The organism is Acidimicrobiales bacterium, from assembly GCA_034521975.1.
In the GTDB taxonomy this organism is placed as follows: domain Bacteria; phylum Actinomycetota; class Acidimicrobiia; order Acidimicrobiales; family SKKL01; genus SKKL01.
Genome location: JAXHLR010000006.1, coordinates 490,000 through 512,690 on the forward strand (window position 1 = coordinate 490,000; position 22,691 = coordinate 512,690).

Genomic DNA, 22,691 nt, shown 5'->3' on the forward strand with positions numbered 1-22,691 from the left:
GTCACTCCTGGATCAGTCGGTCGAACACGGCGGGCAGGCGGTCGGGGAGGTCGCCGGCCACCAGCCCGTGAGCAGAGCCTAGGGCGCCGGCCAGGCCGTGCAGGTGCGCACCGACCGCGGCGGCGGTGAACGGCTCGACGCCCGAGGCCATGAGCGCGCCGATCACCCCGGCGAGCACGTCGCCGGTGCCGGCGGTGGCCAGCCGGGCGTCGCCGCTGGCGCTGGCCAGCACCTCACCGTCGGGATGGGCCACGAGGGTCACGGGACCCTTGAGCGCCACGATGGCACCGGTGGCCGTGGCGAGGGAGCGGGCCGACTCGAAGCGGTCGGCACCGGGACGCCCGCCGGCGAGGCGTGCGAACTCGCCGTCGTGAGGGGTGAGCACGGTGGCGGCGGTGCGGCGTGTGAGCACCGACGCCGGATCGTTGCCGAGCGCGGCGAGCCCGTCCCCGTCGACCAGGACCGGAACCGGTGCCTCGGCGACGACCCGGGCCGCCTCGGCGAGGGTGACCTCGCTGCGCCCGAGTCCGGGGCCGACGACCAGCGCGGAGAAGCGTTCGAGATCGTCGAGCACCCGAACCGCCCAGCCGCGGTCGGCGAGCTCGATGCCGACCGCCTCGACCGGCCGACCGGGGTCGTCGCCGACACCAGGCGAGGAGAGTCGCACGTAGCCGGCACCGGTGCGCTGTGCTCCGCGAGCGGTGAGGTGTGCGGCCCCGGTCATACCCGGCGAGCCGGCGATGACCCACACGGCGTGCTTCCACTTGTGGGCGGTGGGTGCCCGCGGCGGAAGGACCCGGGCGACATCGTCGTCGGTGAGCAACCAGGCCCGGGCCGAGCTGGTGTCGAGCCCGATGTCGGCGACCTCGGTGGGCCCCGCCCACGATCGGCCCGGTTCCAGCACCAGTCCCGGCTTGAGCGCGGCGAAGGTGATCGTCCGGTCGGCGACGAGCACCCCGTCGCCGACCTCGCCGGTGAGCCCGTCGAGCCCAGAGGGGAGGTCGACCGCCAGGACGGGGATCTCCGGGTCGACCGCGGGGGCGACGAAGCCCGGTCGGGCCCCGGTGCCGAGCACCGCATCGACGACCAGGTCGACACCGTCGAGGTGGTCGGGAAGCTCGTCCAGGTCGTGGACCTGCACCCGCACTCCCCGCCGCTCCAGGCGTCGGGCAGCGTCGCGGCCGTCGGCGCCGTTGTTGCCCGGACCGGCCAGCACCGCCACCCGACGGCCGTACCCCCCGCCGAGCATGGCCAGCGCGACCGTTGCGGTGGCCGCACCCGCCCGACCGATCAGGACCTCGACCGGCTCGGGTGCGGCGGCGTCGACCTCGCCCATCTCGGCAGGCGTGACGATGGGGATCATCGCTCGTCACCGCCACCGGCTGTTGCTCCCCTCGCCCGATCGATCGCGAGGTCGACCAGGCGATCGTCGATCCCCAGGTGGTCGGCCAGGACGATCTCCACCCCGTGATGGCGGTCGCCGGCGTCGTCCAGGATCTGGGGGAGATCGCGAAGGGTGTGGTTGCCGACGTGGAGGAAGTACGGCACCAACACGACGGTCGTCGCACCCGATGCCACCGCCTCGTCGATCGCATCGGGGATCGACGGCTCAGTGATCTCGAGGTAGGCCGGGCGGATCGCGGCTTCCTCACCCACCCGGTCGGCGATCGCCGCACAGATCTGGCCGTGGGCCTCGACCAGGGCAGGGTTCCGGCTGCCGTGCGCGATCACCAGCCAGACGGTCGTGGCCGTCACGATCCCACCCTCACAGCGCGATCGCGGTGGCCTGGGCCATCAGCTCGGTGTGGGACAGCGACAACCGCCACTCGTGGACACCGCGATCGGAGGCCAGCTCGTGGGCCCGACCGTGCAGCTGCAGCGCCGGCTGCCCGGATTCCTCGTCGCGTGTGACCTCGATGCTGCGGAGCTCCATCGCCCCCAGCCCGACACCGAGGGCTTTCATCACCGCCTCCTTGGCTGCGAACCGGACGGCGAGCCGCGGGGCGGGATCCTGCTGGCGGTGGGCGTAGGCACGCTCGGCCTCGGTGAACAGCCGGTCGACCATGGAGGGGGTGCGCGCGATCACCTCGCGGAACCGCGGCACCTCGACCAGGTCGATCCCGAGGCCGATCACTCGCAGCTCCTCATCGGTCTGAACGCCACCTGTCGGCCAGCGTCTGGATCGGTGCGGTGAGCAGGTCGAGCACCGACACCTCGGCGAGCACGTCGTCGCGGAACACGGGCTCGGTCTCCATCACGGCGTTGCGCAGGGCCGGATAGCGCCCCCGGTAGGCCGACATCACCGTACGGGCGCTGGTGGCCGGCAGGTGCTCGGCCAACCGGACGTGCAACAGGGTCACGCCCGTGGCCACGTTTCCCTTCACCTCCGGCACGAGGACCGTGATCCGTCCGTCGGACCGCCCGAGGTTGACGAACACCTCACGCTCGCGCGCGACCTGGTGCTTGGTGCCGCGCAGCACCGGATCGCGCTCGGTGCGCGAGGGGATGTCGGCCGCGATGCCGCCCTTGTCGAGCACCGTCGCGGTGACGAGATCATCGTCGCTGTCGAGGCGACCCTCGATCGCGTACCGCGTGTACCCGGCGACCTCGACGACGGCCGGATCGAGCCCCGCGAGAGTTCGGAGGGTCTTGTAGCTGAGCCGGTCGCGGCCGGTGCCGGCGTCGAGGACCGCCCGCACGAGCGGCACCTCGAGCAGCGACTCGTCGGAGCGGGAGATGCCGACGGTGACGGTCTTGGCCTGGTGCTTGATGGCATCGACCGGTCGGGTGAGCTCCTCGATCGCCCGGGTCAGCGCGTCGGTCAGGTCCTCGATCACCACCCCTGGAGCCCCGACCTTGCCGTGCTCGAGCTCGAAGGCTTCCAGGGGCACCATGCCGAGCGCGAAGCGGAGCAGGCTCGACAGCCGCACCGCCGTGCTGGATTCGAGGTGACCGTTGTAGTCGCCGGCGCGGAGGCCGTCGAAGTACTGCTGGGCGTTGACGCCGATCGCGGAGCGGAGCTCGGTGAGCACCTCCTCGGCGTCTCGTCCGGGCGCCACCGAAGCCTCGATGCTGGCCCGGATCTCGCGCAGCGGTAGCGCCTGGGCGTCGATCGCCAGCGCGGCCTCGTATCCGAAGAGGTGACCGGCCATGGCCGACAACACGAACCCGAGCTCCGGGTGCACCGCGGGGACCGGGATGACCTCGTAGGCCGCGCTGTAGCGAGCCTCGCCCTCGGACGCGATGACGATCGGGGTTGCCTTGTGCGCCCGATAGATCGACACCTCCTTGGCGACGTCGTTCGCGGTCGACCCGCTGAGACCGGCGGCGCACACCAGCACCATCGGTTCGGCCGACAGGTCGATGTGCTTCTTGTCCTCGGTGGCGTCCCAGGAGATCGACTTGTAGCAGAGCTCGGACAGCTTGATCCGCAGCTCGCGGGCGGCGATGAGGTTGTTGCCGTTGCCGACGATGGCCCACGAGCGCCGACTCGGTGCGAAGCGTCGGGCGGCGCGGGCGATGATGTCGCGCTGGGCCAGCGTGGCCTCCATGGCCGTCGGCAGGTCACGGAGCGCGGACAGCAGCTCCTGTCGGGACCGGCCGTCGGAGCCGAACCCCGCCGCGTCGACGATGGCGAAGGCCAGGAGGAACCCGGCGGCGACCTGCGCGTAGAAGGCCTTGGTGGAGGCGACGCTCATCTCGATGTCGCGTCCGTCGGAGGTGTACAGGACGCCGTCGGACTTGTCGGTGAGATCGCTGCCACGGCGGTTGACGATCGAGATCACCCGCGCCCCACGCCCCCGCACCAGGTCGACGGTTCGATTGGTGTCGGTGGTGGTGCCCGACTGGCTGATCGCCACGACGAGGGTGTCGGACATGTCGGGTCGCAGCCCGAACCCCGACAGCTCGGTGGCGGGCAGGGCCTCGATGCGCAACGACGAGTCCGAGGCGAGCGAACCAAGCGCGGTGGCCATGCTCTGACCGGCGACTGCTGCTGTGCCCTGGCCGATCACCACCACCCGGCTGATCCGACCCGCGGCCAGATCGTCGCGTACCGATTGGGGGACGCTGGACGGGCCCAGGTGGACGCCGAGGCGCCCATCCTCTCCCACCAGGAGCTTGCCCCGGAGCGTGGTCCGGAACGAGGTGGGTGCTTCGGTGAGCTCCTTGAGCAGGAAGTGCGGGTGATCGCCACGGTCGATGTCGCGCGTGGTGATGGACGGGCGGGCCAGATCCTCGGCACCCACCGGCAAGGGGGTGCCGTCGTATGCCCACCGCTGGATCGCCTCGAGGGTGCCGGCGCCGCCACGATCGAGCACGACGATCTGGCCGCGGGTCGCCACCGCGTTGTCGAGATCGGCAGGCGTGTCGCCGTCGAGGCGCAGGTAGCGGTCGGCGTGCTCGACCACCCCGTAGGGCTCGCTGGCCACCACGTAGGCGTCGTCGGTCAACCCGACATAGAGGGCCTGTCCACTTCCGCGCAGGGCAAGGCACAACCGGTCGGTGTCGGTGGTGGTGCTCGCGGCGACCGCGACCGAACCGTCGAGCGCCGCCACGGTCGACCGGAAGGCGTCCCCGAGCTCGGCCCCCGAGCGCAGGTGACGAGCCAGCAGGACGGGGATGACCTTGGCGTCGGTGGTGATCTCGGGGGCGATGTGGAGCCCTTCGTCGGCCTTGAGGTCCGCGTAGTTGTCGACATCGCCGTTGAGGACCGCGGTGGCGAGGTCGGCCCCCTGGTCCCCGATCTCGAGCGAGTCGAGCGGGTGGGCGTTCGACTGGGAGATGATCCCCACGCTGGCCCAGCGAGTGTGACCCAGGACCAGCACCTCGGACTCGTCGGAGGTCACCGCCAGGCGCAGCAGCTCGTCGGAGCGCAGGGCATCGCGCAGCTCCCGGGTGTTGTCGCCCAGCTGGCCGATCTCGGCCGCGGCCTTGTAGACGAAGGTCACCGTGTCGGGTCCGACGCGGACCGCGCCCGAGCGGAACAGCTCGTCGGAGTCCCGGGCTCCGAGCAGTGACCGCACGGCGGGATCGTCGAAATCGAGACCGTGGCCGGCAACCACGACCTGGAGACCGGCCGAGTCACGGCCCCGCACCTCGAGACGGTCGAGCGCGGACAACGCCTGCTGGATCGCCCAATAGGCACGAGTGGCTCCCATCGAGGACACCGAGGCCGCCAGATCGAGGATCTCGACCGCCGACCGGACGCGGTCGCGGCGAAGCGACCACGCCGCGTCCTTGACCCGAACCACTGCCTGGTTGAACGCCTCGAGCCGGTCACCAGCAACGATCTCACCGGCGTCGAGCCGGGTGTCGAGGGTGGCGAAGGCCTCGAGCATCTGGTCGAGGGTGTCGGTCAGCGATGCCCGCAGCCCGGGATCGGAGAGCAGCAAGCGGGCCCCGACCGGTCCGCGCAGGAGACGATCGGCATCCTCGAGGTCCTCGGCGGCAACGAGGAGATCATCGAGCATCGAGGTGTCGGCTGCTCGTGCAAGCGCGGCGGCGGCGCGCGCTACCGGAGCTGCCACCAGACCGGCCTCGGGTACCGCTCGCTGCGGTCTGCGCCCGAGCACGGCGATGATTCCACACATGCTGGATCTCCTGTTGTGGGCCGGCCCGCTCCAGGGAGCAGTCTAGGTCCCGGAGACCGCCAGCTTGCTCGCAGCCTGCTCGACGGATGCCACCAGCTCCGCCGCCGCGGCGCTCGCTGCCGATTCGTCCTCGGCCTCGACCATCACCCGCACCAGCGGTTCGGTCCCACTGGGGCGCACGAGCACGCGCCCCCGCTCGCCCAGGTCACGCTCGACCCTGTCGACCACATCGGACATCTCGCCGATCACCGCCGCGGGCCGGGTGGCGACCCGAACGTTCTGCAACACCTGGGGGAAGCGGGTCATCGCCGTGGCGGCAAGCTCGCTGAGCGGCCGTCCGGCCCGAGAGACCAGATCGAGCAACTGGACGGAGGTGAGCAGACCGTCACCGGTGCTGGCCAGATCCCGGAAGATGATGTGACCCGATTGCTCCCCTCCCAACTGCCAGCCGCCGCGCTCGAGTGCTTCGAGGACGTAGCGGTCGCCGACCTGGGTCTCGACCACCCCGATGCCGCGCTCGGCCATGGCCAGGCGGAACCCGAGGTTGGTCATCACGGTGACGACCACGGTGTCGTCGGCGAGCACACCTCGTTGGTGACGATCGATGGCGCACAGGGCGATGATCTGGTCTCCGTCGACGAGGGCGCCCGCGTCGTCGACGGCCAGGACACGGTCGGCGTCGCCGTCGAAGGCAAGCCCGAGGTCGGCGCCGTGGGCGACCACCGCGGCCTGGAGATCCTCGGGATGGGTGGAGCCGCAATCGTGGTTGATGTTGCGACCATCGGGTCGATCGTGGAGGACCTCGACGGTGGCTCCGAGGCGTCGGAGCACCGGCGGTGCGTGCTCGGAGGCTGCACCGTTCGCGCAGTCGACGACGACGTTGATGCCCTCGAGCCGGCGCCCCTCGATCGAGGCGTCGAGCGAATCGGCCCACCGACCGACCGCGCCGACCGCCGGCCGGATCGACCCCACCTTGGTCCCGACGGGAGGGGAAGCGTCAGCGGGCTCACCGAGCAGGATACGGTCGAGCTCGGTCTCGAGACGTTCCTCGTCACCCGCCCCGAGCTTGATTCCCCCGGCGCCGAAGAGCTTGACCCCATTGTCGGCATAGGGGTTGTGGGAGGCGGAGATGACCGCTCCGGGTACCCCGTCGTTGGCACAGACCCATGCCACCGCCGGCGTGGGAACCACCCCGAGCACCTCGACGTCGACCCCCTCGGCGGCCAAGCCAGCCGCCAGCGAGGCCTCGATCAACGGGCCGGACCGGCGGGTGTCACGACCCACGACCACCGTGCCGACACGAGCGGCATCGAGGACGCGCGCCGCTGCCCGCCCGAAGGCGAGCACGAGTTCGGGAGTGAGCTCGGTGTTGGCCACACCGCGCACTCCGTCGGTTCCGAAGCGAAGCGTCATCGATGCCCCCGGCACGCTGGCGTAGCGTCGCCGGCGCCCCGTGGTGGCGCCGGTCGTGCGGTGTTCAGCGCTTGGAGTACTGCGGAGCCTTGCGCGACTTCTTGAGGCCGTACTTCTTGGATTCCTTCTTGCGAGCGTCGCGAGTGAGGAACCCGGCCTTCTTGAGCAGGGGGCGAAGCTCGTCGTCGAGCTCGACCAGTGCCCGGGAGATCCCCATGCGCATCGCACCCGCCTGGCCCGACGGGCCACCGCCGTGGAGCGTGGCGTCGACGTCGTAGACCTCGGCGGTCTCGGTCAGCTTCAACGGCTCGGTGAAGATCATGCGGTGGGTCTCGGTCGGGAAGTACTCCTCGACCGGATGACCGTTGGCGGTGATGACACCGGTGCCGGGACGCAGGCGCACACGTGCGACGGCCTGCTTGCGGCGACCGGTGGTCTGGACGAGGGGTGCTGGCATGTCGAGAGGACCTCTTGGTGCTGGATCAGCTGGCGCGGCGTGCGCCGTCGATGACGAGGGGCTGAGGGTTCTGGGCGGCGTGGGGATGGGTCGGTCCGGCGTAGACCTTGAGCTTCTTGAGCATCTGGCGGCCGAGGCGGGTCTTGGGCAACATGCCGCGGACGGTGCGACGAACCGCGTCCTCGGGCTTGCGCTTGAGCGCTTCGCCATAGCTGACCGACTTGATCCCGCCCGGGTAGCCGCTGTGGCGCCAGACCTGCTTGCGGTCGGCCTTGTTGGAGGTGAGGACGACCTTGTCGGCGTTGACGATGATGACGTGGTCGCCGGTGTCGACGTGCGGGGCGAAGGTCGGCTTGTGCTTGCCGCGCAGGATGCGGGCGACCTCGGTGGCGAGGCGGCCGAGCACCAGGCCCTCGGCGTCGACGACGTGCCAGGTGCGCTCGATGTCGGTTGGGCGGGGGGTGAACGTAGGCACGCGTGCTGTCCTGTTCGGTGGTGATCGACTGGCGAACGGTGGCGACCCGATCGACGAATCGGGGCGCCAGGTGTAGGACCCGGCGCGGGGCCAACGGGAAACTCTAGGGCGCACCGCCCAGGAAGGGCAAGTGCGGGTGGTCATCGTATCGGACCTGCCACAGAACCAGACCGTGGGGCGGCGCGAGCCGCCCGGCGGCGAGCGAACGATCGCGCCCGCGCAGCACCGCGCCGATCTCGCCGACGCTGCGGCGCCCGAGCCCGACCTCGACCATGAACCCCACGATGCTGCGCACCATCTGGTGACAGAACGCGTTGGCCTCGATCTGGAGGCGGAGCTGTCCGTCGCCGAGATCGGCCCAATCTGCGGCGACGATCCGGCGGCGCAGGTCGGCCTCGGCACCGTCGGTGCGTTTGGGGCGACGGCAGAACGAGGTGAAGTCGTGGGTTCCGAGGAACGGGTCGCACGCCAGCCGCAACACGGCCAGGTCGAGCGGTCGGTCCACGTGCCAGGCGCGGTCGGCCAGGAACGGGTCGGGCACCGACCGGCTGAGCACCGTGTAGCGGTAGACACGAGCCGTCGCCGAGAAGCGGGCGTCGAGATCGTCGTCGACGACCTCGACCGCGCGGACGGCGATGGAGGGCCGCAGCATCTTGTTGAGCGAGGTCCGCAGGGCGTGCGGATCGAGACCCTCGGATCTGGCGTCGAAGGTCACCACGTTCCCCCAGGCGTGCACCCCCTTGTCGGTGCGCCCGGCCACGGTGAGCTCGACCGGGTGTCCGAGCACCCCCGCGGTCGCCTCGGCCAGCGCGCCGCCGACGGTACGCACCCCCGCGTTGACGGCGAACCCGTGGAACGCGCCGCCGTGGTAGGCGACCACCATGGCGACGCGGCTGGTGGGACCCAGCTCGGCGGCCGGCTGTCCCGCGTCCTGTTCGAACAGGGTTGGAGCCTCGGGTCCGCTCATGCCCGACGGCGCGGACTAGACGAGCTCGATGCGCGCCTGGGGTGCGTTGTCGCCGGGGCGCGGCCCGAGCTTGAGGATGCGGGTGTAGCCGCCAGGGCGGTCGAGGTATCGAGGACCGATCTCGTCGAAGAGCTTGGCCGCCATCTCCTCGTCACCCAGGTAGGCGACGACGTGGCGGCGGTTGTGGATGCCGCCCTTCTTGGCCTTGGTGATCATCTTCTCGGCGACGGGGCGCATGGCCTTGGCCTTGGCCTCGGTGGTGACGATCGACTCGGCGGCGACCAGCGATGCCACCAGGTTGGCCATCATCAGGCGCTGGTGGGAGGAGCTGCCGCCGAAGCGGCGGGACTTTCGGGGAGTGGCCGGCATTGTGATCAGTCCTTGCCGCGGAGCGACAGGCCCCGCTCATCGAGCTTGGCGGTGACTTCGTCCAGCGACTTCTGGCCGAAGTTGGTGATGGCCAGCAGATCGTCCTCGGACTTGAGCAGGAGCTCGCCGACCGAGTTGACCTGGGCCCGCTTGAGGCAGTTGCGGGGACGCTCGGACAAGTCGAGGTCCTCGATGGGCAGGTCGAGGTCGGGCGACCCCGAACCCGCGGTGGCGACCTCGCCCAGCTCGAGTCCCTGGGGCTCCTCGCTCATCTCCTCGACGAGCTGCACCAGCGACCGCAGGGTGGATCCGGCCGACGCCAGTGCTTCGCGGGCGGTGAGCGATCCGTCGGTCTCGATGTCGAGGACCAATCGGTCGTACTCGGTCGACTGCTCGACCCGGGTGGGTTCGACGTCGAAGGTGACCCGACGCACCGGCGAGAAGATGGAGTCGATGGGGATGACACCGATGGTCGACGACGTCTTGTTGCGCTCGGCGGTGACATAGCCACGGCCGCGCTCGACGGTGATGTCGATGGCCAGGCGACCCTTGTCGCTGGCGGTGGCGATCACCAGGTCGGAGTTGAGGATCTCGACGTCGGCGCTGGTCTCGATGGAACCGGCGGTGATCTCGCCCGGACCACGGGCGTCGAGGCGGAGGGTCAGTGGCTCGTCGCTGTGGACCAGCATCACCAGGTCCTTGAGGTTCAAGATGACGTCGGTGACGTCCTCGGTGATGCCGGGGATCGTGTCGAACTCGTGCAGCGCATCGTCGAAGCGCACCTGGGTGACGGCTGCGCCGGGGATCGAGGAGAGCAACGTGCGGCGCAGCGAGTTGCCGATGGTGTACCCGAAGCCGGGCTCGAGGGGGCCGATGGCGAACAGCGCGCGCGGCGTGTCGCCATCGCCGAGGGCCTCGACCGTGGGTCGCTGGATGACGAGCATGGAGATACCTCTCGCGGGCGGGATGGCGGGCCTGGTGTGGGACTACTTGCTGTAGAGCTCGACGATGAGTGCTTCGCGCACCGGGACGTCGATGTGCTCGCGCAGCGGGAGTTCGCGGACGGTGACCTGGAACCCACCGTCGCCGGCGTCGAGCCACGGCGGCGGCGTGCGTGACAGCACGTCGATGTTCCAGGTGATGGTGATCATCTCGCGGGACTTGTCCGCCAGCTCGATGACGTCGCCCTTGCGGACGCGATAGCTGGGGATGTCGACCCGCTTGCCGTTGACCTTGACGTGGCCGTGATTCACGAACTGGCGGGCCTGGGGCCTGGTGGCCGCCCAGCCGGCCCGGTAGGTGACGTTGTCGAGTCGCAACTCGAGGTACCGGAGCATGTTCTCACCGGTGACGCCTTCCTTGCGGTTGGCTTCCTCGTAGAGGTTGCGGAACTGGCGCTCGGTGAGGCCGTAGGAGAAGCGGGCCTTCTGCTTCTCCTGCAGCTGCATGAGGTACTCGGAAGCGTTGCCCCGACGGCGGGTCCGGCCGTGGTCGCCCGGCGGGTAGGGGCGCTTCTCCATCGCCTTGTTCTCGCCCTGGGTTCCCCAGAGGTTGGTTCCCAACCGGCGGGAGACGCGAGCCTTGGGACCGGTGTAGCGCGACATGTCAGACCCTCCGACGCTTGGGGGGACGGCAACCGTTGTGGGGCACCGGGGTCACGTCCTTGATGCCGGTGACCTCGATGCCGGTGTTCTGGATGGACCGGATGGCGGTCTCGCGACCCGAGCCGGGGCCCTTGACCACGACGTCGACCTTGCGGACCCCGTGCTCCATGGCCCGGCGGGCGCACTGCTCGGCGGCCATCTGGGCGGCGTAGGGGGTGGACTTCTTCGAGCCCTTGAACCCCACGTTGCCGGCCGAGGCCCAGGCGAGGGTGTTCCCGTCCTGGTCGCTGATCGACACGATGGTGTTGTTGAACGAGCTCTTGATGTGGGCCACCCCGTAGGTGACGTTCTTGCGCTCGCGCTTGCGGGGGCGGCGACCCCCGGGCTTTGGCTTCGCCATCGTTCAGTGCTCCGTGGGGGTGTACAGCGAGGTGGTCGAGTTCACTTGCGAACCTTCTTCTTGCCCGCGATGGTCTTCTTCGGACCCTTGCGGGTACGGGCGTTGGTGTGGGTGCGCTGGCCCCGCACGGGCATGCCCTTGCGGTGGCGCAGACCCTGGTAGCAGCCGATCTCCATCTTGCGCTTGATGTCCTGGGAGACATCGCGCCGCAGATCGCCTTCGACCTTGAGGTTGGCCTCGATCCAGTTGCGGATCTTGGCGACCTCTTCGTCGGTGAGATCGCGCACGCGGGTGCTCTGGTCGATGCCGACCGCGTCGCAGATCTGGGCGGCGGTGGTGGGACCGACACCGAAGATGTAGGTCAGCGAGACGACGAGTCGCTTCTCGCGGGGGATGTCGACGCCGGAGATTCGTGCCATTGGCTCAGCCTTGCCTCTGCTTGTGGCGGGGATTGGTACAGATGACCTGGACGCGACCGTGCCGGCGGATCACCTTGCACTTCTCGCAGATCTTCTTGACGCTGGGTCGTACCTTCATCGGAGGGCTTTCTGTGTCCGGACGCCTGGGCGCCGGGGCGGGCCGCCGCGGGGGCGGGAGGTCACTTGTAGCGGTAGGTGATCCGACCGCGGGAGAGGTCGTAGGGGGTCAGCTCCACCTGGACGCGATCTCCGGGGAGGATGCGGATGTAGTGCATGCGCATCTTGCCGGAGATGTGGGCGAGCACGTTGTGGCCGTTCTCGAGCTCGACGCGAAACATGGCGTTGGGCAACGGCTCGATGACCGTTCCCTCGAGGACGATCGCGTCTTCCTTGGGCTTGGGCAGGACTGACCTCCAGGTCGTTCCAACTACTGGGTGCACCGGCTACGGTGCGAGGTGTGAGCGGCGCGAAACCACCGCGGCCGCATGGCCGAAGTGTTACGTTAGCGCGCCACGCTGGCCGGGCCAACTCGGCGGCGTGATCACGGCCGTGCTCCTCTGTATACGTTCTCCAGGCCCCATCTAGCGGAACGAGCTGGAGGTGAGGATCTCGGGCCCGTCGTCGCCGGTGGCGATGGTGTGCTCGGCGTGGGCGCAGAGGGCGCCGTCGGCGGTGACCACGGTCCACGCGTCCGCGAGCAGCATGGTCTCGGGCGTGGCCGCGTTGAGCATCGGCTCGACCGCGAACACGTTGCCGACCTCGATCTTGAGCCCCTTGCCGGGCGACCCGTAGTTGGGGACATCGGGTCGCTCGTGCATGGCCCGCCCGATGCCGTGCCCCACGTACTCGCGCACCACCGAGAACCCTGCCGACTCGATCACGCGCTGCACCGCGTGTCCGAGATCGCCCAGGCGACGCCCCGCGTGGAGCTCGGCGATGCCGGCCCGCAACGACGCCTCGGCGGTCTCGATGAGTCGCACGGCCTCCGGCGAGATCTCACCGACGCCGGCGGTGAAGGCGGCGTCGCCGTGCCAGCCGTCGACCACGGCGCCGCAGTCGATCGACACGATGTCGCCCTCGTCGAGCACCCTGGGGCCGGGGATCCCGTGGACGAGCACCTCGTTGGGCGACGCGCAGATCACCCCGGGGAACGGAGGGTGTCCGTACCCGAGGAAGTTCGACGTGGCTCCTCGCCGTTCGAGCACGTCGCGCCCGATGCGGTCGAGGGCGGCGGTGGTGATGCCTGGTCGCAGTGCGTCGCGGATGCGCTCGTGCATCTCGGCCACGACCCGGCCGGCGCGCCGCATGGCGGCAATGTCCGCAGGCGAGCGGCGGACAGCGCCGCCTCGGATCAGGACTGCTCCCGCACCGCGTCGATGGCCTCGACCAAGCGGGAGAAGACCTCATCCATGGTGCCGAATCCGTCGACGTGGACCAACAGCTCACGCTCCTCGTAGAAGGCGACGAGCGGCTGGGTCGCGCGCTCGTAGAGCTCGAGACGGCGGTCGATGGCCTCGTCGGTGTCGTCGTCGCGCCCACGGGCCTTCATGCGGGCCCTGACCTCGTCGAGCGGCACGTCGATGTTGACGACGGCGTCGAGGCCTTCGGGCGCGGTGAGCTCGGCCAGTGCCTCGGCTTGGGCCACGGTGCGGGGGAACCCGTCGAGCAGGAACCCGCTGGCGCGGGCGTCGTCCTTGGTGAGTCGCTCCTCGACGACGCCGACCATGACGTCGTCGGGGACCAGGTCGCCCCGGTCCATGATCTCCTTGGCCTTCCGGCCGAACTCGGTACCCTCGGCCACCGCCGCCCGCAGCATGTCGCCGGTGGAGATGTGAGGTGCCCCGTAGTGCTCGGCCAGACGGACCGCCTGGGTCCCCTTGCCGGCACCCTGGCGTCCCAACAGGACGAGTCGAACTCCGCTCACTTCAAGAACCCCTCGTAGTTGCGCATCATCAGCTGGCTGTCGATCTGCTTCATGGTCTCGAGCGAGACACCGACCGCGATCAGCAGCGAGATGCCACCGAAGGCGAACTGGGCCTGGTCGCCGGGCAGGATGTTGGCCAGCAGGATGTCGGGCACCAGGGCCACGATGGCGATGAAGATGGCACCGGGCAGCACGATCCGCGACAGGATCTTGCCGAGGTGACGCTCGGTCTGGGGGCCGGGCCGGATGCCGGGGATGAACCCGCCCTGCTTGCGCAACGTGTCGGCCTGCTTGGCCGGGTCGAAGGTGATCGAGGTGTAGAAGTAGGCGAAGCCGATGATCATCAGACCGAAGATGACCACATAGAAGATGTTGTCGGGCTGGATGAGGTTGTTCTCGACCCAGCGTTGGACCGAGGCGCCCCACCCCGACGAGGGCAGCACCTGCGCGCCCATGATCGGCAGGTACAGCACCGAGCTGGCGAAGATGACGGGGATGACACCCGACTGGTTCAGCTTGAGCGGGATGTAGGTGTTCTGGCCGCCGTACTGGCGCCGACCGACCACTCGCTTGGCGAACTGGACGGGGATGCGTCGCTGGCCCTGCTCGACGAACACGATCGCGGCCAGGATCAGGATGAGAATGGCGATGACCATCAACAGCATGGCGTTGCCGGCCTCGGCACGGATCTGCTCACCTTGGGCGGGGAAGCTGCTGACCACCGAGGCGAAGATGATCAGCGACATGCCGTTGCCGATGCCGCGCTGGCTGATCAGCTCGCCCATCCACATGATCAGCGCGGTGCCCGCGGTCATGGTGAAGACGATGAGCATGACCCGCGGGATGCTCCAGTTGGGCAACAGGTTGAGATTGTCGCCGGGGATGAACCCACCACCGCCGCTGGAGAAGATGAAGGTGAAGCTCGTGGACTGCAGGACCGCGATGCCGATGGTCAGATAGCGGGTCCACTGGGTGATCTTGCGTTGACCGATCGCCCCCTGCTGCTGCCACTGCTCGAGGCGGGGGATCACCACGGTGAGCACCTGCATGATGATCGACGCGGTGATGTAGGGCATGATCCCCAGCGCGAACACCGCGAAGTTGGTGAGCGCGCCACCGGAGAAGAGCCCGAGCAGCGCCAGCACGCCACCGCCGCTGCTGGCCTGGTCGCGCAGGATCTGGAGCTGGTCGAGGTCGATGCCGGGCACCGGGACGAACGCACCGAAGCGGTAGATGGCGATGATCGCGAGCGTGAAGAGGATCTTGTTGCGAAGGTCGGGGACCTTGAACATGTTCCTCATGGTGGAGAGCACGGGCGGTTCCTCGGCGTTGACTCGTCAGGCGGCGGATCGTTGTCGGTGACAGCGGGGACGTCAGCGGTTGGTGAGGGCGTTGCCCTTCGCTGGAGGCCGACCGTTGCCGAACGGCAACGGCAGCAGCTCCACCGTACCCCCTGCCGCGGTGATGGCTTCCTCGGCCGACTTGGACACGGCGTGGGCCTTGACCGTGACCGCACGGGTCAGCTCGCCGCGGCCGAGCACCTTGATGAGTGCCTTCTTGCCGGCCAGTCCCTTGGACCGCAGCGACTCGGGCGTGACCTCGTCGAGCCCCGAGTCCTCGATGGTGTCGAGGTTGACGGGGTGGTACTCGACCCGGAACGGGTTGTTGAACCCCTTGAGCTTGGGAAGCCGCATGTGCAGGGGGTTCTGCCCGCCCTCGAACCCGGCGGGCATCGTGCCGCGAGCCTTCTGGCCCTTGGTGCCGCGGCCGGCGGTCTTGCCGCCCTTGCCGGCGATGCCGCGCCCGACGCGCTTGCGGCGCTGGTTGGAGCCGTCGGCAGGCTTGAGATCGTGGATCTTCATGGTGTTACTCAGTCTCCTCGACGGTGACGAGGTGTGGCACGCGATCGAGCATGCCGCGGATCTCTGGGCGATCGGGCAAGGTGTTGGACTTGCCGATGCGGCCGAGGCCGAGGGCCCGCAGCGTCCCGCGCTGCTTGGGCTTGACCCCGATGGACGAACGGGTCTGGGTGACGACGAGCTCGGTCATCACGCCACCTCGTCGGGCTCGGGCGCCGGGCCGCGCTCGCTCTCGCGATAGGCCTGCAGCAGTCCGGTCGGGGTGAACTCCTCGGGGTCGAGCCCTCGGAGACGGGCGATCTCGTCGGGACGCTTGAGGTCGCGCAGTCCGGCGATGGTGGCCCGTGCCACGTTGATGTGGTTCGACGAGCCCAGCGACTTGCACAGCACGTCGTGGATGCCGGCCTCTTCCAGGATGGCGCGGGCGGCACCGCCGGCGATGACACCGGTACCGGGAGCCGCGGGCTTGAGCATCACCCGCCCTGCGCCGAGTCGGCCGACCACCGAATGGGTGATGGTCGAGCCGGCCAGCGGCACGTGGAACAGGTTCTTGCGAGCCTCGTCGGTGCCCTTCTGGATGGCGAGAGGCACCTCCTTGGCCTTGCCGTAGCCGAGACCGACCCGGCCGGCGCCGTCACCGATCACCACCAGCGCGGTGAACGAGAACCGGCGACCACCCCGGACGACCTTGGCCACCCGGTTGATGTCGATGACTCGGGACTCTCGGAGCTGCGCGTCGCTCGTTGCCGTTCGGTTGGTGGCCATCAGAACTCCAGTCCGGCGTCACGTGCCGCGTCGGCGAGGGCGGCGATCCGCCCGTGGTACATGAATCCGCCGCGGTCGAACACGACCCGTTCCACCCCGGCGGACTTGGCTCGTTCGGCCACGAGGGCGCCCACCTTGGTGGCGGCCTCGACGGTGCCGGTGGACCCCGACCGAAGGTCGGGTTCGTGGGTGGAGGCGGCAGCCAGGGTCCGGCCCGACCGGTCGTCGATGACCTGGGCCACCACGTGACGGTTGGACCGGAACACGGCCAGGCGAGGACGCTCGGGGGTGCCGAGGACCTTCTTGCGGACCCGGCGGTGACGCCGGACCCGTGCTGCTCGCTTCTGCTTGGCGCTGTCGCTCATCTCGTCCTTCTCAGTTCTTCCGAGGCGCTACTTGGCGGTCTTGCCGGCCTTGCGCAACACCCGCTCGCCGGCGTAGCGAACACCCTTGCCCTTGTAGGGCTCGGGCTTGCGCACAGCGCGGATGTTGGCGGCAACCTGGCCGACGACCTGCTTGTCGATGCCGATGACGCCGATGCTGGTCGGGGTGGGGACCTCGAAGGTGATCCCGTCGGGCGCCTCGATGGTGACCGCATGGCTGTAGCCGAGGGCCAGCTCGAGGGAGTCGGACCCTTTGGCCGTGGCACGGTAGCCGACGCCGACGATCTCGAGATCCTTGCGGAACCCGTCGGTGACCCCGGTGACCATGTTCGCCACCAGTGCCCGGCTGAGCCCGTGCAGGCCACGGGTGCGGCGCTCTTCGTCGGTCCGCTCGACCAGGAGGGTGTCGTCCTCTTGGCGCAGGGTGATCGACTCGGGGAGCTCGTGGGACAGGGTGCCCTTCGGTCCGGTGACGGTGACCGAGGTGCCGTCGATGCTGATGTCGACACCGTTGGGCACCGGGATGGGGAATGTTCCTACTCGGGACATGGGAGGCTCCGTTACCAGACGAAGCAGAGGATCTCGCCGCCCATGCGACGCTTGCGCGCCTCACGGTCGGTCATGAGCCCCTGGCTCGTGGAGACGACGGCGACACCGAGGCCGCCGAGGACACGGGGGATGCTGTCGGACTTGGTGTAGACCCGCAGCCCCGGCTTGGACACCCGCTTGATGCCGGAGATGGTCCGGGCCCGCTCGGGTGAGTACTTCATCTTCACGGTGAGGATGCGGCCGGGCCGGTCAGGGTTGTCGGCGGTCGAGAAGTTCTCGATGTAGCCCTCCTTCTGGAGGAGCTCGGCGAGGGCTTCCTTCACCTTGGACGATGGCATGGACACGTCGTCGTGCATCGCCGTGTTGGCGTTGCGCAGACGGGTGAGCATGTCGGCGATGGGGTCGGTCATGGTCATCGGACGTCCCTCCTCACCAGCTGGCCTTCTTGAGCCCGGGGATCTCCCCGGCGTGTGCGAGCTCGCGCAGACACACCCGGCAGAGGCCGAACTTGCGGTACACCGAGCGCGGACGGCCGCACCGGCGGCAGCGCGTGTAGCCCCGCACCTTGAACTTGGGCGTGCGCTGCGACTTGTTGATGAGCGCCTTCTTGGCCATTACTGCTGCCCTTCGGATCGGAACGGGAAGCCGAGAGCAGCGAGCAGGGCGCGCCCGTCGGCATCGGTGGTGGCGGTGGTGACGATGGTGATGTCCATGCCCCGGGCGACGTCGACCTTGTCGTAGTCGATCTCGGGAAAGATGAGCTGCTCGGTGACGCCGAAGGTGTAGTTGCCCCGGCCGTCGAATGACGTGGGCGACAACCCGCGAAAGTCGCGGATACGGGGGATCGAGATGCTGATGAGGCGATCGAGGAACTCCCACTTGCGGTCTCCCCGGAGGGTGACCTTGGTGCCGATGGCGTTGCCCTCTCGCAGCTTGAACCCGGCGATGGACTTCTTGGCCCTGGTGACCACCGGCTTCTGGCCGGCGATGATGGTGAGGTCCTCGACGGCACCGTCGAGGAGACGGGCCTGGTTCACCGCATCGCCGACGCCCATGTTGATCGAGATCTTGTCGACCTTCGGGACCTGCATGACGTTGCCGAGCTCGAGATCGGACTTGAGCTGGTCGCGGATGGTGTCGTAGTACCTCGCCTTGAGGCGGGGCATCTGGGTTGTCGCAGTGGCCATCACAGCTCGGCTCCGGTGCGCTTGCAGATACGGACCTTGTTGCCCTTGGCGTCGAAGGTGTACCCGACGCGGGTGGCCTTGCCGTCCTTGGGGCTGATCACTGCGACGTTGGACACCGAGATCGGCATGTCCTTGTCGATGATCCCGCCCTGCATGGTGGAACGGGTCGGCTTCTGGTGCTTCTTGGCGACGTTGACGCCGTCGACGATGACCTTGCCCTCGTTCGGCAGCGCCCGGGAGACCACGCCTTCTTTGCCGCGGTCCTTGCCCGACAGCACGACGACGCGATCGCCCTTGCGGACCTTCATGGCTGCCATGGTCAGATCACCTCCGGCGCGAGCGAGACGATCCGCATGAATCGCTTCTCGCGCAGCTCGCGGCCCACAGGGCCGAAGATGCGGGTGCCACGCGGCTGCTGTGCATCGTTGATGAGCACGGCCGCGTTCTCGTCGAATCGGATGTAGGAGCCGTCGGGACGACGGCGTTCCTTCTTGGTGCGCACGACGACGCACTTGACGACATCGCCGCTCTTGACCGCGGCGCCGGGCAAGGCGTCCTTCACGGTGGCGACGAACACGTCGCCGATGCCGGCATAGCGTCGGCGGGAGCCGCCGAGCACCTTGATGCACAGCACCTCCTTGGCGCCACTGTTGTCGGCCACCCGCAGGCGGCTCTCTTGCTGGATCACTTGGCACGCTCCAGGACTTCGACGACCCGCCAGCGCTTGGACTTCGACAGCGGGCGGGTCTCCTGCACACGGACGCGGTCGCCGACGTTGAGGTCGTTGGTCTCGTCGTGGACGTAGAGCTTGGTGTTCTGCTGGACGGTCTTGCCGTAGCGGGGGTGCCGGACCCGGTCGATGACCGAGACCACCGCGGTCTTGTCCATCGCGTTGGAGGTGACCAGACCGTCGCGCACCTTGCGGCGGTTGGGACGGCTCGGGGCCTCGGGGGTGGGGGTGGTGTCGGCCATCAGGCCATCTCCTCCTGGGCGAGCGCCTCGGCGGCGGCGATCTCACGGGCACGCAACTCGGTGTTGACCCGAGCGATGTCTCGTTTGACCTGGCGAAGGCGGGCGTAGTTGTCGAGCTGTCCGGTGACGTTCTGGAAGCGCAGGTTGAACAGCTCCTGCTTGTGCTCTCCCAGCCGTTCGAGCAGGTCGCGGTCGGACAGGTCGGCCAGTGCGGACCTCTTGGCCATCAGAACCCCTCCTGACGCTCGACGAAGCGGGCCCTGATCGGCAGCTTCTGGATGGCGCGCTCGATAGCGGCCCGGGCGACCTGGGGATCGTGGTAGGACAGCTCGAACATGATGCGTCCGGGCTTGACCACGGCGACCCATCGTTCCGGGTTGCCCTTCCCCGACCCCATGCGGGTCTCGGCCGGCTTCTCGGTGACCGGCTTGTCGGGGAAGATGTTGATCCAGACCTTGCCACCTCGTTTGATGTGGCGGGTCATGGCGATACGGGCAGCCTCGATCTGGCGGGCGGTGATCCACCCCGGCTCGAGGGCCTGGATGCCGTAGTCGCCGAAGGAGACCGAGGTGGCGCCCTTGGCGGTGCCGGTCATCCGGCCCCGGTGGTGCTTGCGGTGCTTGACCTTCTTGGGCATCAACATGTCAGTCACCATCTCCGGGACGGAAGTGGGGGGTCTCGTGGTGCTCGCGCACCGAGCGCTCGATCTCTTCCTCTTCGGCCAGCAGGCGTTCGAAGTCGGGATCGGCCTCTTTGACCAACGGCGCCGGTTCCTCGGCCTCGGTGGGCTCCTCGGCGGGGGCCGGCTGCTCGTCGGCGCCCTTGCGGCGGGCCGCGGCAGAGGACACCACCTTGCGGGGCCGGGCGTCGCCGGCGGTGTCGCCGACGGCCATGGCGGCTTCCTTGGCGATCTTGTCCTCGGCGGTCATCTTGTAGGGCAGGATGTCGCCCTTGTAGATCCAGACCTTGACGCCGATGCGACCGTAGGTGGTCTTGGCCTCGCGGAAGCCGTAGTCGATGTCGGCACGAAGCGTGTGCAACGGGACCCGACCTTCGCGATACCACTCGGTGCGGGCCATCTCGGACCCGCCGAGGCGGCCCGAGCACTGCACCCGGATGCCGAGAGCGCCCGCCTTCTGGGCGTTCTGGACCGCACGCTTCATGGCCCGGCGGAACGCCACCCGGCCGGCGAGCTGGTCGGCGACGCCCTGGGCGATCAGGGCCGCGTCGAGCTCGGGCTGCTTGATCTCTTGGATGTTGAGCTGGATCTTGTTGTTGCCGGTGATCTTGGCCAGGCCAGCGCGGAGGCGGTCGGCCTCGCTGCCACGGCGACCGATGACGATGCCGGGACGAGCGGTGTGGACGTCGACACGGAGCTTGTCGCGGGTGCGCTCGATCTCGATCCGGCTGATGGCCGCGTGGGGAAGCTGGGTCATCAGGTAGTCGCGGATCTCCCAGTCCTCGATGAGGAAGTCGGAGTACTCGTCGCGGTTGGCGAACCAGCGGGACTTCCAGTCGGTGGTGACACCGAGGCGGAAGCCGTAGGGATTGACCTTGTGGCCCATTACTTGTCCTTCTCCTCGGCCTCGTCGGCATCGGCCTCGTCGTCGGTCTCGGCGGCGGCCTCGGCCTCGATCGCCAGCTCGTCGTCGTCGATCCCGGCGTCGTCGTCGTGATCATGGTCGTGCTCGGCGGCGGATTCGGCCTTGGCCTGGCGGCTCTTGGCCACCCGGCGGCGGCGGGCCTCGGCCGCGTCCTGGGCTGCGCCCTGGGCGCGGGCGGCACCCTGGCCGCTTCGAGCTTCGCGGGCGGCCTCTTCGCGGGCCCGGATGCGGGCCAGCTCGTCGGCGGGAAGGCGGCTCACGATGACGGTGATGTGACAGGTGCGCTTGTTGATGCGCGTGGCGCGGCCGCGAGCACGGGGCCGCCAGCGCTTGAGGGTCGGACCCTCGTCGGCGTAGCAGGCCGACACGAACAGCTCGTCGGCGGGGATGTCGTCGTTGTGCTCGGCGTTGGCGATCGCCGAGTCGAGCACCTTGCGGATGACCGCGGCGGCTTCGCGCTCGGTGAAGGCGAGGATCTCGTCGGCCTCGCCGATGGTCTTGCCGCGGATGTGGTCGAGGACCACCCGGACCTTGGAGGCCGACATGCGGGCGTACTTGTGCTGGGCCCGGGTGCCGGAACGCTCGTTGGTCTTTCGACTCGCGTCGCGGGCGAGGGTGGTGGGGCTCATCGACGACCACCTCGCTCCTGGCCGGCGTGGAAGCGGAAGCTGCGGCTCGGTGCGAACTCGCCGAGCTTGTGACCCACCATCGACTCGGTGACATAGACCGGCACGTGCTTGCGGCCGTCGTGCACCGCGATCGTGTGTCCCACCATGTCGGGCAGGATCGTGGAACGGCGCGACCAGGTCTTGATGACCTTCTTCTCGCCCTTCTCGTTGAGGTCGTCGACCTTCTTCAACAGATGGTCGTCGACGAAGGGGCCCTTCTTCAGGCTGCGCGGCATGTCCTGCTACCTCCGGGAGCCGCGGGTACGCCGGCGGCGAACGATGAGCTTCTGGGATGGCTTGTTGGTGTCACGGGTACGACCTTCGGGCTTGCCCCACGGCGACACGGGATGGCGTCCACCGGAGGTCTTGCCCTCGCCGCCACCGTGGGGATGGTCGACCGGGTTCATGACCACACCGCGGGTCTGGGGGCGAACACCCTTCCAGCGGTTGCGTCCGGCCTTGCCGATCTTGATCAGCTCGTGTTCGGCGTTGCCGACCTCGCCGATGGTGGCCCGACAGTCGATCGGGACCCGGCGCATCTCGCTGCTCGGCAGGCGCAGGGTGGCGAAGTCGCCCTCCTTGGCCACGAGCTGCACGCTCGAACCGGCACTGCGGGACAGGCGCCCGCCCTGTCCGGGCTTGATCTCGACGTTGTGGACGGTGGTGCCGACCGGGATGTAGCGCATCGGGAGGGCGTTGCCGGCCTTGAGCTCGGAGCCCTGGCCGTTCTGGAGCATCTCACCGATGCGGACGCCCTTGGGGGCCAGGATGTAGCGCTTGTCTCCATCGAGGTAGTGCAACAGCGCGATGCGGCAGGTGCGGTTCGGGTCGTACTCGATCGACGCGACCTTGGCCGGGACGCCGTCCTTGTTCCGCTTGAAGTCGATGGCACGGTACTGCTGCTTGTGGCCACCGCCGCGGTGACGGGCGGTCTTGCGGCCGTAGCTGTTGCGACCACCGGTGCGGGGCTTGGGGTTGACGAGCGACTTCTCGGGCTCGGTCCTGGTGAGCTCGGAGAAGTCCGAGCCGGTCTGGAACCGACGGCCCGGGCTCGTGGGCTTGCGCTTGCGGAGTGCCATGGCGGT

33 protein-coding genes and 2 pseudogenes are annotated in these 22,691 nt (G+C 68.9%); all 35 read right to left on the bottom strand.

The features are described from left to right. Position 1: 1 nt before the first annotated feature. The gene (locus tag U5K29_11775) at positions 2-1,363 is read right to left on the bottom strand and encodes an NAD(P)H-hydrate dehydratase (GenBank protein MDZ7679220.1); all 1,362 of its coding nucleotides are present in this window, start codon (positions 1,361-1,363) and stop codon (positions 2-4) included. Beyond that, positions 1,360-1,755: a CbiX/SirB N-terminal domain-containing protein gene (locus tag U5K29_11780; GenBank protein ID MDZ7679221.1), complete on the bottom strand. Its 396-nt coding sequence runs from the start codon at positions 1,753-1,755 to the stop codon at positions 1,360-1,362. The genes U5K29_11775 and U5K29_11780 overlap by 4 nt, the downstream gene beginning before the upstream one ends. 10 nt (positions 1,756-1,765) lie before the next feature. Continuing rightward, positions 1,766-2,134 carry a holo-ACP synthase gene (locus U5K29_11785; protein MDZ7679222.1) on the bottom strand — a complete coding sequence of 123 codons (369 nt, stop codon included), beginning with the start codon at positions 2,132-2,134 and terminating at the stop codon, positions 1,766-1,768. Positions 2,135-2,144: 10 nt separating this feature from the next. Next, entirely contained in the window at positions 2,145-5,528 is a 3,384-nt protein-coding gene (locus U5K29_11790) for an SIS domain-containing protein (protein MDZ7679223.1), read from the bottom strand. A 105-nt stretch (positions 5,529-5,633) separates the two neighbouring features. Continuing rightward, positions 5,634-7,004, bottom strand: a complete 1,371-nt coding sequence (glmM, locus tag U5K29_11795; GenBank protein MDZ7679224.1) for a phosphoglucosamine mutase — start codon at positions 7,002-7,004, stop codon at positions 5,634-5,636. 64 nt (positions 7,005-7,068) lie between these two features. Then, on the bottom strand, positions 7,069-7,461 hold the full coding sequence (gene rpsI, locus U5K29_11800) for a 30S ribosomal protein S9 (GenBank protein MDZ7679225.1): 393 nt from the start codon (positions 7,459-7,461) through the stop codon (positions 7,069-7,071). 25 nt (positions 7,462-7,486) lie between these two features. Beyond that, positions 7,487-7,936 carry a 50S ribosomal protein L13 gene (gene rplM, locus U5K29_11805; protein ID MDZ7679226.1) on the bottom strand — a complete coding sequence of 150 codons (450 nt, stop codon included), beginning with the start codon at positions 7,934-7,936 and terminating at the stop codon, positions 7,487-7,489. 103 nt (positions 7,937-8,039) lie between these two features. Further along, positions 8,040-8,903 carry a tRNA pseudouridine(38-40) synthase TruA gene (gene truA / locus U5K29_11810; GenBank protein ID MDZ7679227.1) on the bottom strand — a complete coding sequence of 288 codons (864 nt, stop codon included), beginning with the start codon at positions 8,901-8,903 and terminating at the stop codon, positions 8,040-8,042. Between the two features lie 15 nt (positions 8,904-8,918). Continuing rightward, positions 8,919-9,272 carry a 50S ribosomal protein L17 gene (rplQ, locus tag U5K29_11815; GenBank protein ID MDZ7679228.1) on the bottom strand — a complete coding sequence of 118 codons (354 nt, stop codon included), beginning with the start codon at positions 9,270-9,272 and terminating at the stop codon, positions 8,919-8,921. 5 nt (positions 9,273-9,277) lie between these two features. Further along, positions 9,278-10,216 carry a DNA-directed RNA polymerase subunit alpha gene (locus U5K29_11820; protein ID MDZ7679229.1) on the bottom strand — a complete coding sequence of 313 codons (939 nt, stop codon included), beginning with the start codon at positions 10,214-10,216 and terminating at the stop codon, positions 9,278-9,280. A gap of 42 nt (positions 10,217-10,258) precedes the next feature. Next, complete coding sequence (gene rpsD / locus U5K29_11825) at positions 10,259-10,876, bottom strand: 30S ribosomal protein S4 (protein ID MDZ7679230.1); 618 nt, start codon at positions 10,874-10,876, stop codon at positions 10,259-10,261. Between the two features lies 1 nt (position 10,877). Beyond that, entirely contained in the window at positions 10,878-11,276 is a 399-nt protein-coding gene (gene rpsK, locus U5K29_11830; GenBank protein ID MDZ7679231.1) for a 30S ribosomal protein S11, read from the bottom strand. Positions 11,277-11,317: 41 nt separating this feature from the next. After that, positions 11,318-11,695: a 30S ribosomal protein S13 gene (rpsM, locus tag U5K29_11835; protein ID MDZ7679232.1), complete on the bottom strand. Its 378-nt coding sequence runs from the start codon at positions 11,693-11,695 to the stop codon at positions 11,318-11,320. A gap of 4 nt (positions 11,696-11,699) precedes the next feature. Continuing rightward, positions 11,700-11,813: a 50S ribosomal protein L36 gene (gene rpmJ / locus U5K29_11840; protein MDZ7679233.1), complete on the bottom strand. Its 114-nt coding sequence runs from the start codon at positions 11,811-11,813 to the stop codon at positions 11,700-11,702. Positions 11,814-11,874: 61 nt separating this feature from the next. Further along, positions 11,875-12,099, bottom strand: coding sequence for a translation initiation factor IF-1 (infA, locus tag U5K29_11845; GenBank protein ID MDZ7679234.1), 225 nt, complete (start codon positions 12,097-12,099; stop codon positions 11,875-11,877). Positions 12,100-12,276: 177 nt separating this feature from the next. Beyond that, the gene (gene map / locus U5K29_11850) at positions 12,277-13,050 is read right to left on the bottom strand and encodes a type I methionyl aminopeptidase (protein MDZ7679235.1); all 774 of its coding nucleotides are present in this window, start codon (positions 13,048-13,050) and stop codon (positions 12,277-12,279) included. Continuing rightward, on the bottom strand, positions 13,047-13,619 hold the full coding sequence (locus U5K29_11855) for an adenylate kinase (GenBank protein ID MDZ7679236.1): 573 nt from the start codon (positions 13,617-13,619) through the stop codon (positions 13,047-13,049). Before U5K29_11855 ends, map begins: the two co-directional genes overlap by 4 nt. After that, positions 13,616-14,911 carry a preprotein translocase subunit SecY gene (gene secY / locus U5K29_11860; protein ID MDZ7679237.1) on the bottom strand — a complete coding sequence of 432 codons (1,296 nt, stop codon included), beginning with the start codon at positions 14,909-14,911 and terminating at the stop codon, positions 13,616-13,618. The genes U5K29_11855 and secY overlap by 4 nt, the downstream gene beginning before the upstream one ends. 81 nt (positions 14,912-14,992) lie before the next feature. Next, entirely contained in the window at positions 14,993-15,481 is a 489-nt protein-coding gene (gene rplO, locus U5K29_11865) for a 50S ribosomal protein L15 (GenBank protein ID MDZ7679238.1), read from the bottom strand. A gap of 4 nt (positions 15,482-15,485) precedes the next feature. Continuing rightward, complete coding sequence (gene rpmD / locus U5K29_11870; GenBank protein ID MDZ7679239.1) at positions 15,486-15,668, bottom strand: 50S ribosomal protein L30; 183 nt, start codon at positions 15,666-15,668, stop codon at positions 15,486-15,488. Beyond that, complete coding sequence (gene rpsE / locus U5K29_11875) at positions 15,668-16,243, bottom strand: 30S ribosomal protein S5 (GenBank protein MDZ7679240.1); 576 nt, start codon at positions 16,241-16,243, stop codon at positions 15,668-15,670. The genes rpmD and rpsE overlap by 1 nt, the downstream gene beginning before the upstream one ends. After that, positions 16,243-16,608: a 50S ribosomal protein L18 gene (rplR, locus tag U5K29_11880; protein ID MDZ7679241.1), complete on the bottom strand. Its 366-nt coding sequence runs from the start codon at positions 16,606-16,608 to the stop codon at positions 16,243-16,245. Before rplR ends, rpsE begins: the two co-directional genes overlap by 1 nt. 27 nt (positions 16,609-16,635) lie before the next feature. Continuing rightward, positions 16,636-17,175: a 50S ribosomal protein L6 gene (gene rplF / locus U5K29_11885; GenBank protein MDZ7679242.1), complete on the bottom strand. Its 540-nt coding sequence runs from the start codon at positions 17,173-17,175 to the stop codon at positions 16,636-16,638. Positions 17,176-17,186: 11 nt separating this feature from the next. After that, positions 17,187-17,591: a 30S ribosomal protein S8 gene (gene rpsH, locus U5K29_11890; protein MDZ7679243.1), complete on the bottom strand. Its 405-nt coding sequence runs from the start codon at positions 17,589-17,591 to the stop codon at positions 17,187-17,189. A gap of 13 nt (positions 17,592-17,604) precedes the next feature. Continuing rightward, positions 17,605-17,790: a type Z 30S ribosomal protein S14 gene (locus U5K29_11895; GenBank protein ID MDZ7679244.1), complete on the bottom strand. Its 186-nt coding sequence runs from the start codon at positions 17,788-17,790 to the stop codon at positions 17,605-17,607. Further along, complete coding sequence (gene rplE, locus U5K29_11900) at positions 17,790-18,341, bottom strand: 50S ribosomal protein L5 (GenBank protein MDZ7679245.1); 552 nt, start codon at positions 18,339-18,341, stop codon at positions 17,790-17,792. The genes U5K29_11895 and rplE overlap by 1 nt, the downstream gene beginning before the upstream one ends. A gap of 20 nt (positions 18,342-18,361) precedes the next feature. Further along, positions 18,362-18,670, bottom strand: coding sequence for a 50S ribosomal protein L24 (rplX, locus tag U5K29_11905; protein MDZ7679246.1), 309 nt, complete (start codon positions 18,668-18,670; stop codon positions 18,362-18,364). Between the two features lie 11 nt (positions 18,671-18,681). After that, positions 18,682-19,050 carry a 50S ribosomal protein L14 gene (gene rplN / locus U5K29_11910; GenBank protein ID MDZ7679247.1) on the bottom strand — a complete coding sequence of 123 codons (369 nt, stop codon included), beginning with the start codon at positions 19,048-19,050 and terminating at the stop codon, positions 18,682-18,684. Then, complete coding sequence (gene rpsQ / locus U5K29_11915) at positions 19,047-19,334, bottom strand: 30S ribosomal protein S17 (GenBank protein ID MDZ7679248.1); 288 nt, start codon at positions 19,332-19,334, stop codon at positions 19,047-19,049. The genes rplN and rpsQ overlap by 4 nt, the downstream gene beginning before the upstream one ends. After that, the gene (gene rpmC, locus U5K29_11920) at positions 19,334-19,561 is read right to left on the bottom strand and encodes a 50S ribosomal protein L29 (GenBank protein MDZ7679249.1); all 228 of its coding nucleotides are present in this window, start codon (positions 19,559-19,561) and stop codon (positions 19,334-19,336) included. Before rpmC ends, rpsQ begins: the two co-directional genes overlap by 1 nt. Further along, positions 19,561-19,977 carry a 50S ribosomal protein L16 gene (rplP, locus tag U5K29_11925; GenBank protein ID MDZ7679250.1) on the bottom strand — a complete coding sequence of 139 codons (417 nt, stop codon included), beginning with the start codon at positions 19,975-19,977 and terminating at the stop codon, positions 19,561-19,563. Before rplP ends, rpmC begins: the two co-directional genes overlap by 1 nt. Before the next feature lie 292 nt (positions 19,978-20,269). Beyond that, a pseudogene (rpsC, locus tag U5K29_11930) lies at positions 20,270-20,899 on the bottom strand (30S ribosomal protein S3). Positions 20,900-21,192: 293 nt separating this feature from the next. Further along, positions 21,193-21,567: pseudogene (rplV, locus tag U5K29_11935) on the bottom strand (50S ribosomal protein L22). Further along, positions 21,564-21,842 carry a 30S ribosomal protein S19 gene (gene rpsS / locus U5K29_11940; protein MDZ7679251.1) on the bottom strand — a complete coding sequence of 93 codons (279 nt, stop codon included), beginning with the start codon at positions 21,840-21,842 and terminating at the stop codon, positions 21,564-21,566. The pseudogene rplV and the gene rpsS overlap by 4 nt, the downstream one beginning before the upstream one ends. A 6-nt stretch (positions 21,843-21,848) precedes the next feature. Continuing rightward, positions 21,849-22,685 (bottom strand): 50S ribosomal protein L2, encoded by an 837-nt coding sequence (gene rplB / locus U5K29_11945; GenBank protein ID MDZ7679252.1) that lies wholly within the window; start codon positions 22,683-22,685, stop codon positions 21,849-21,851. Positions 22,686-22,691 lie beyond the last annotated feature (6 nt).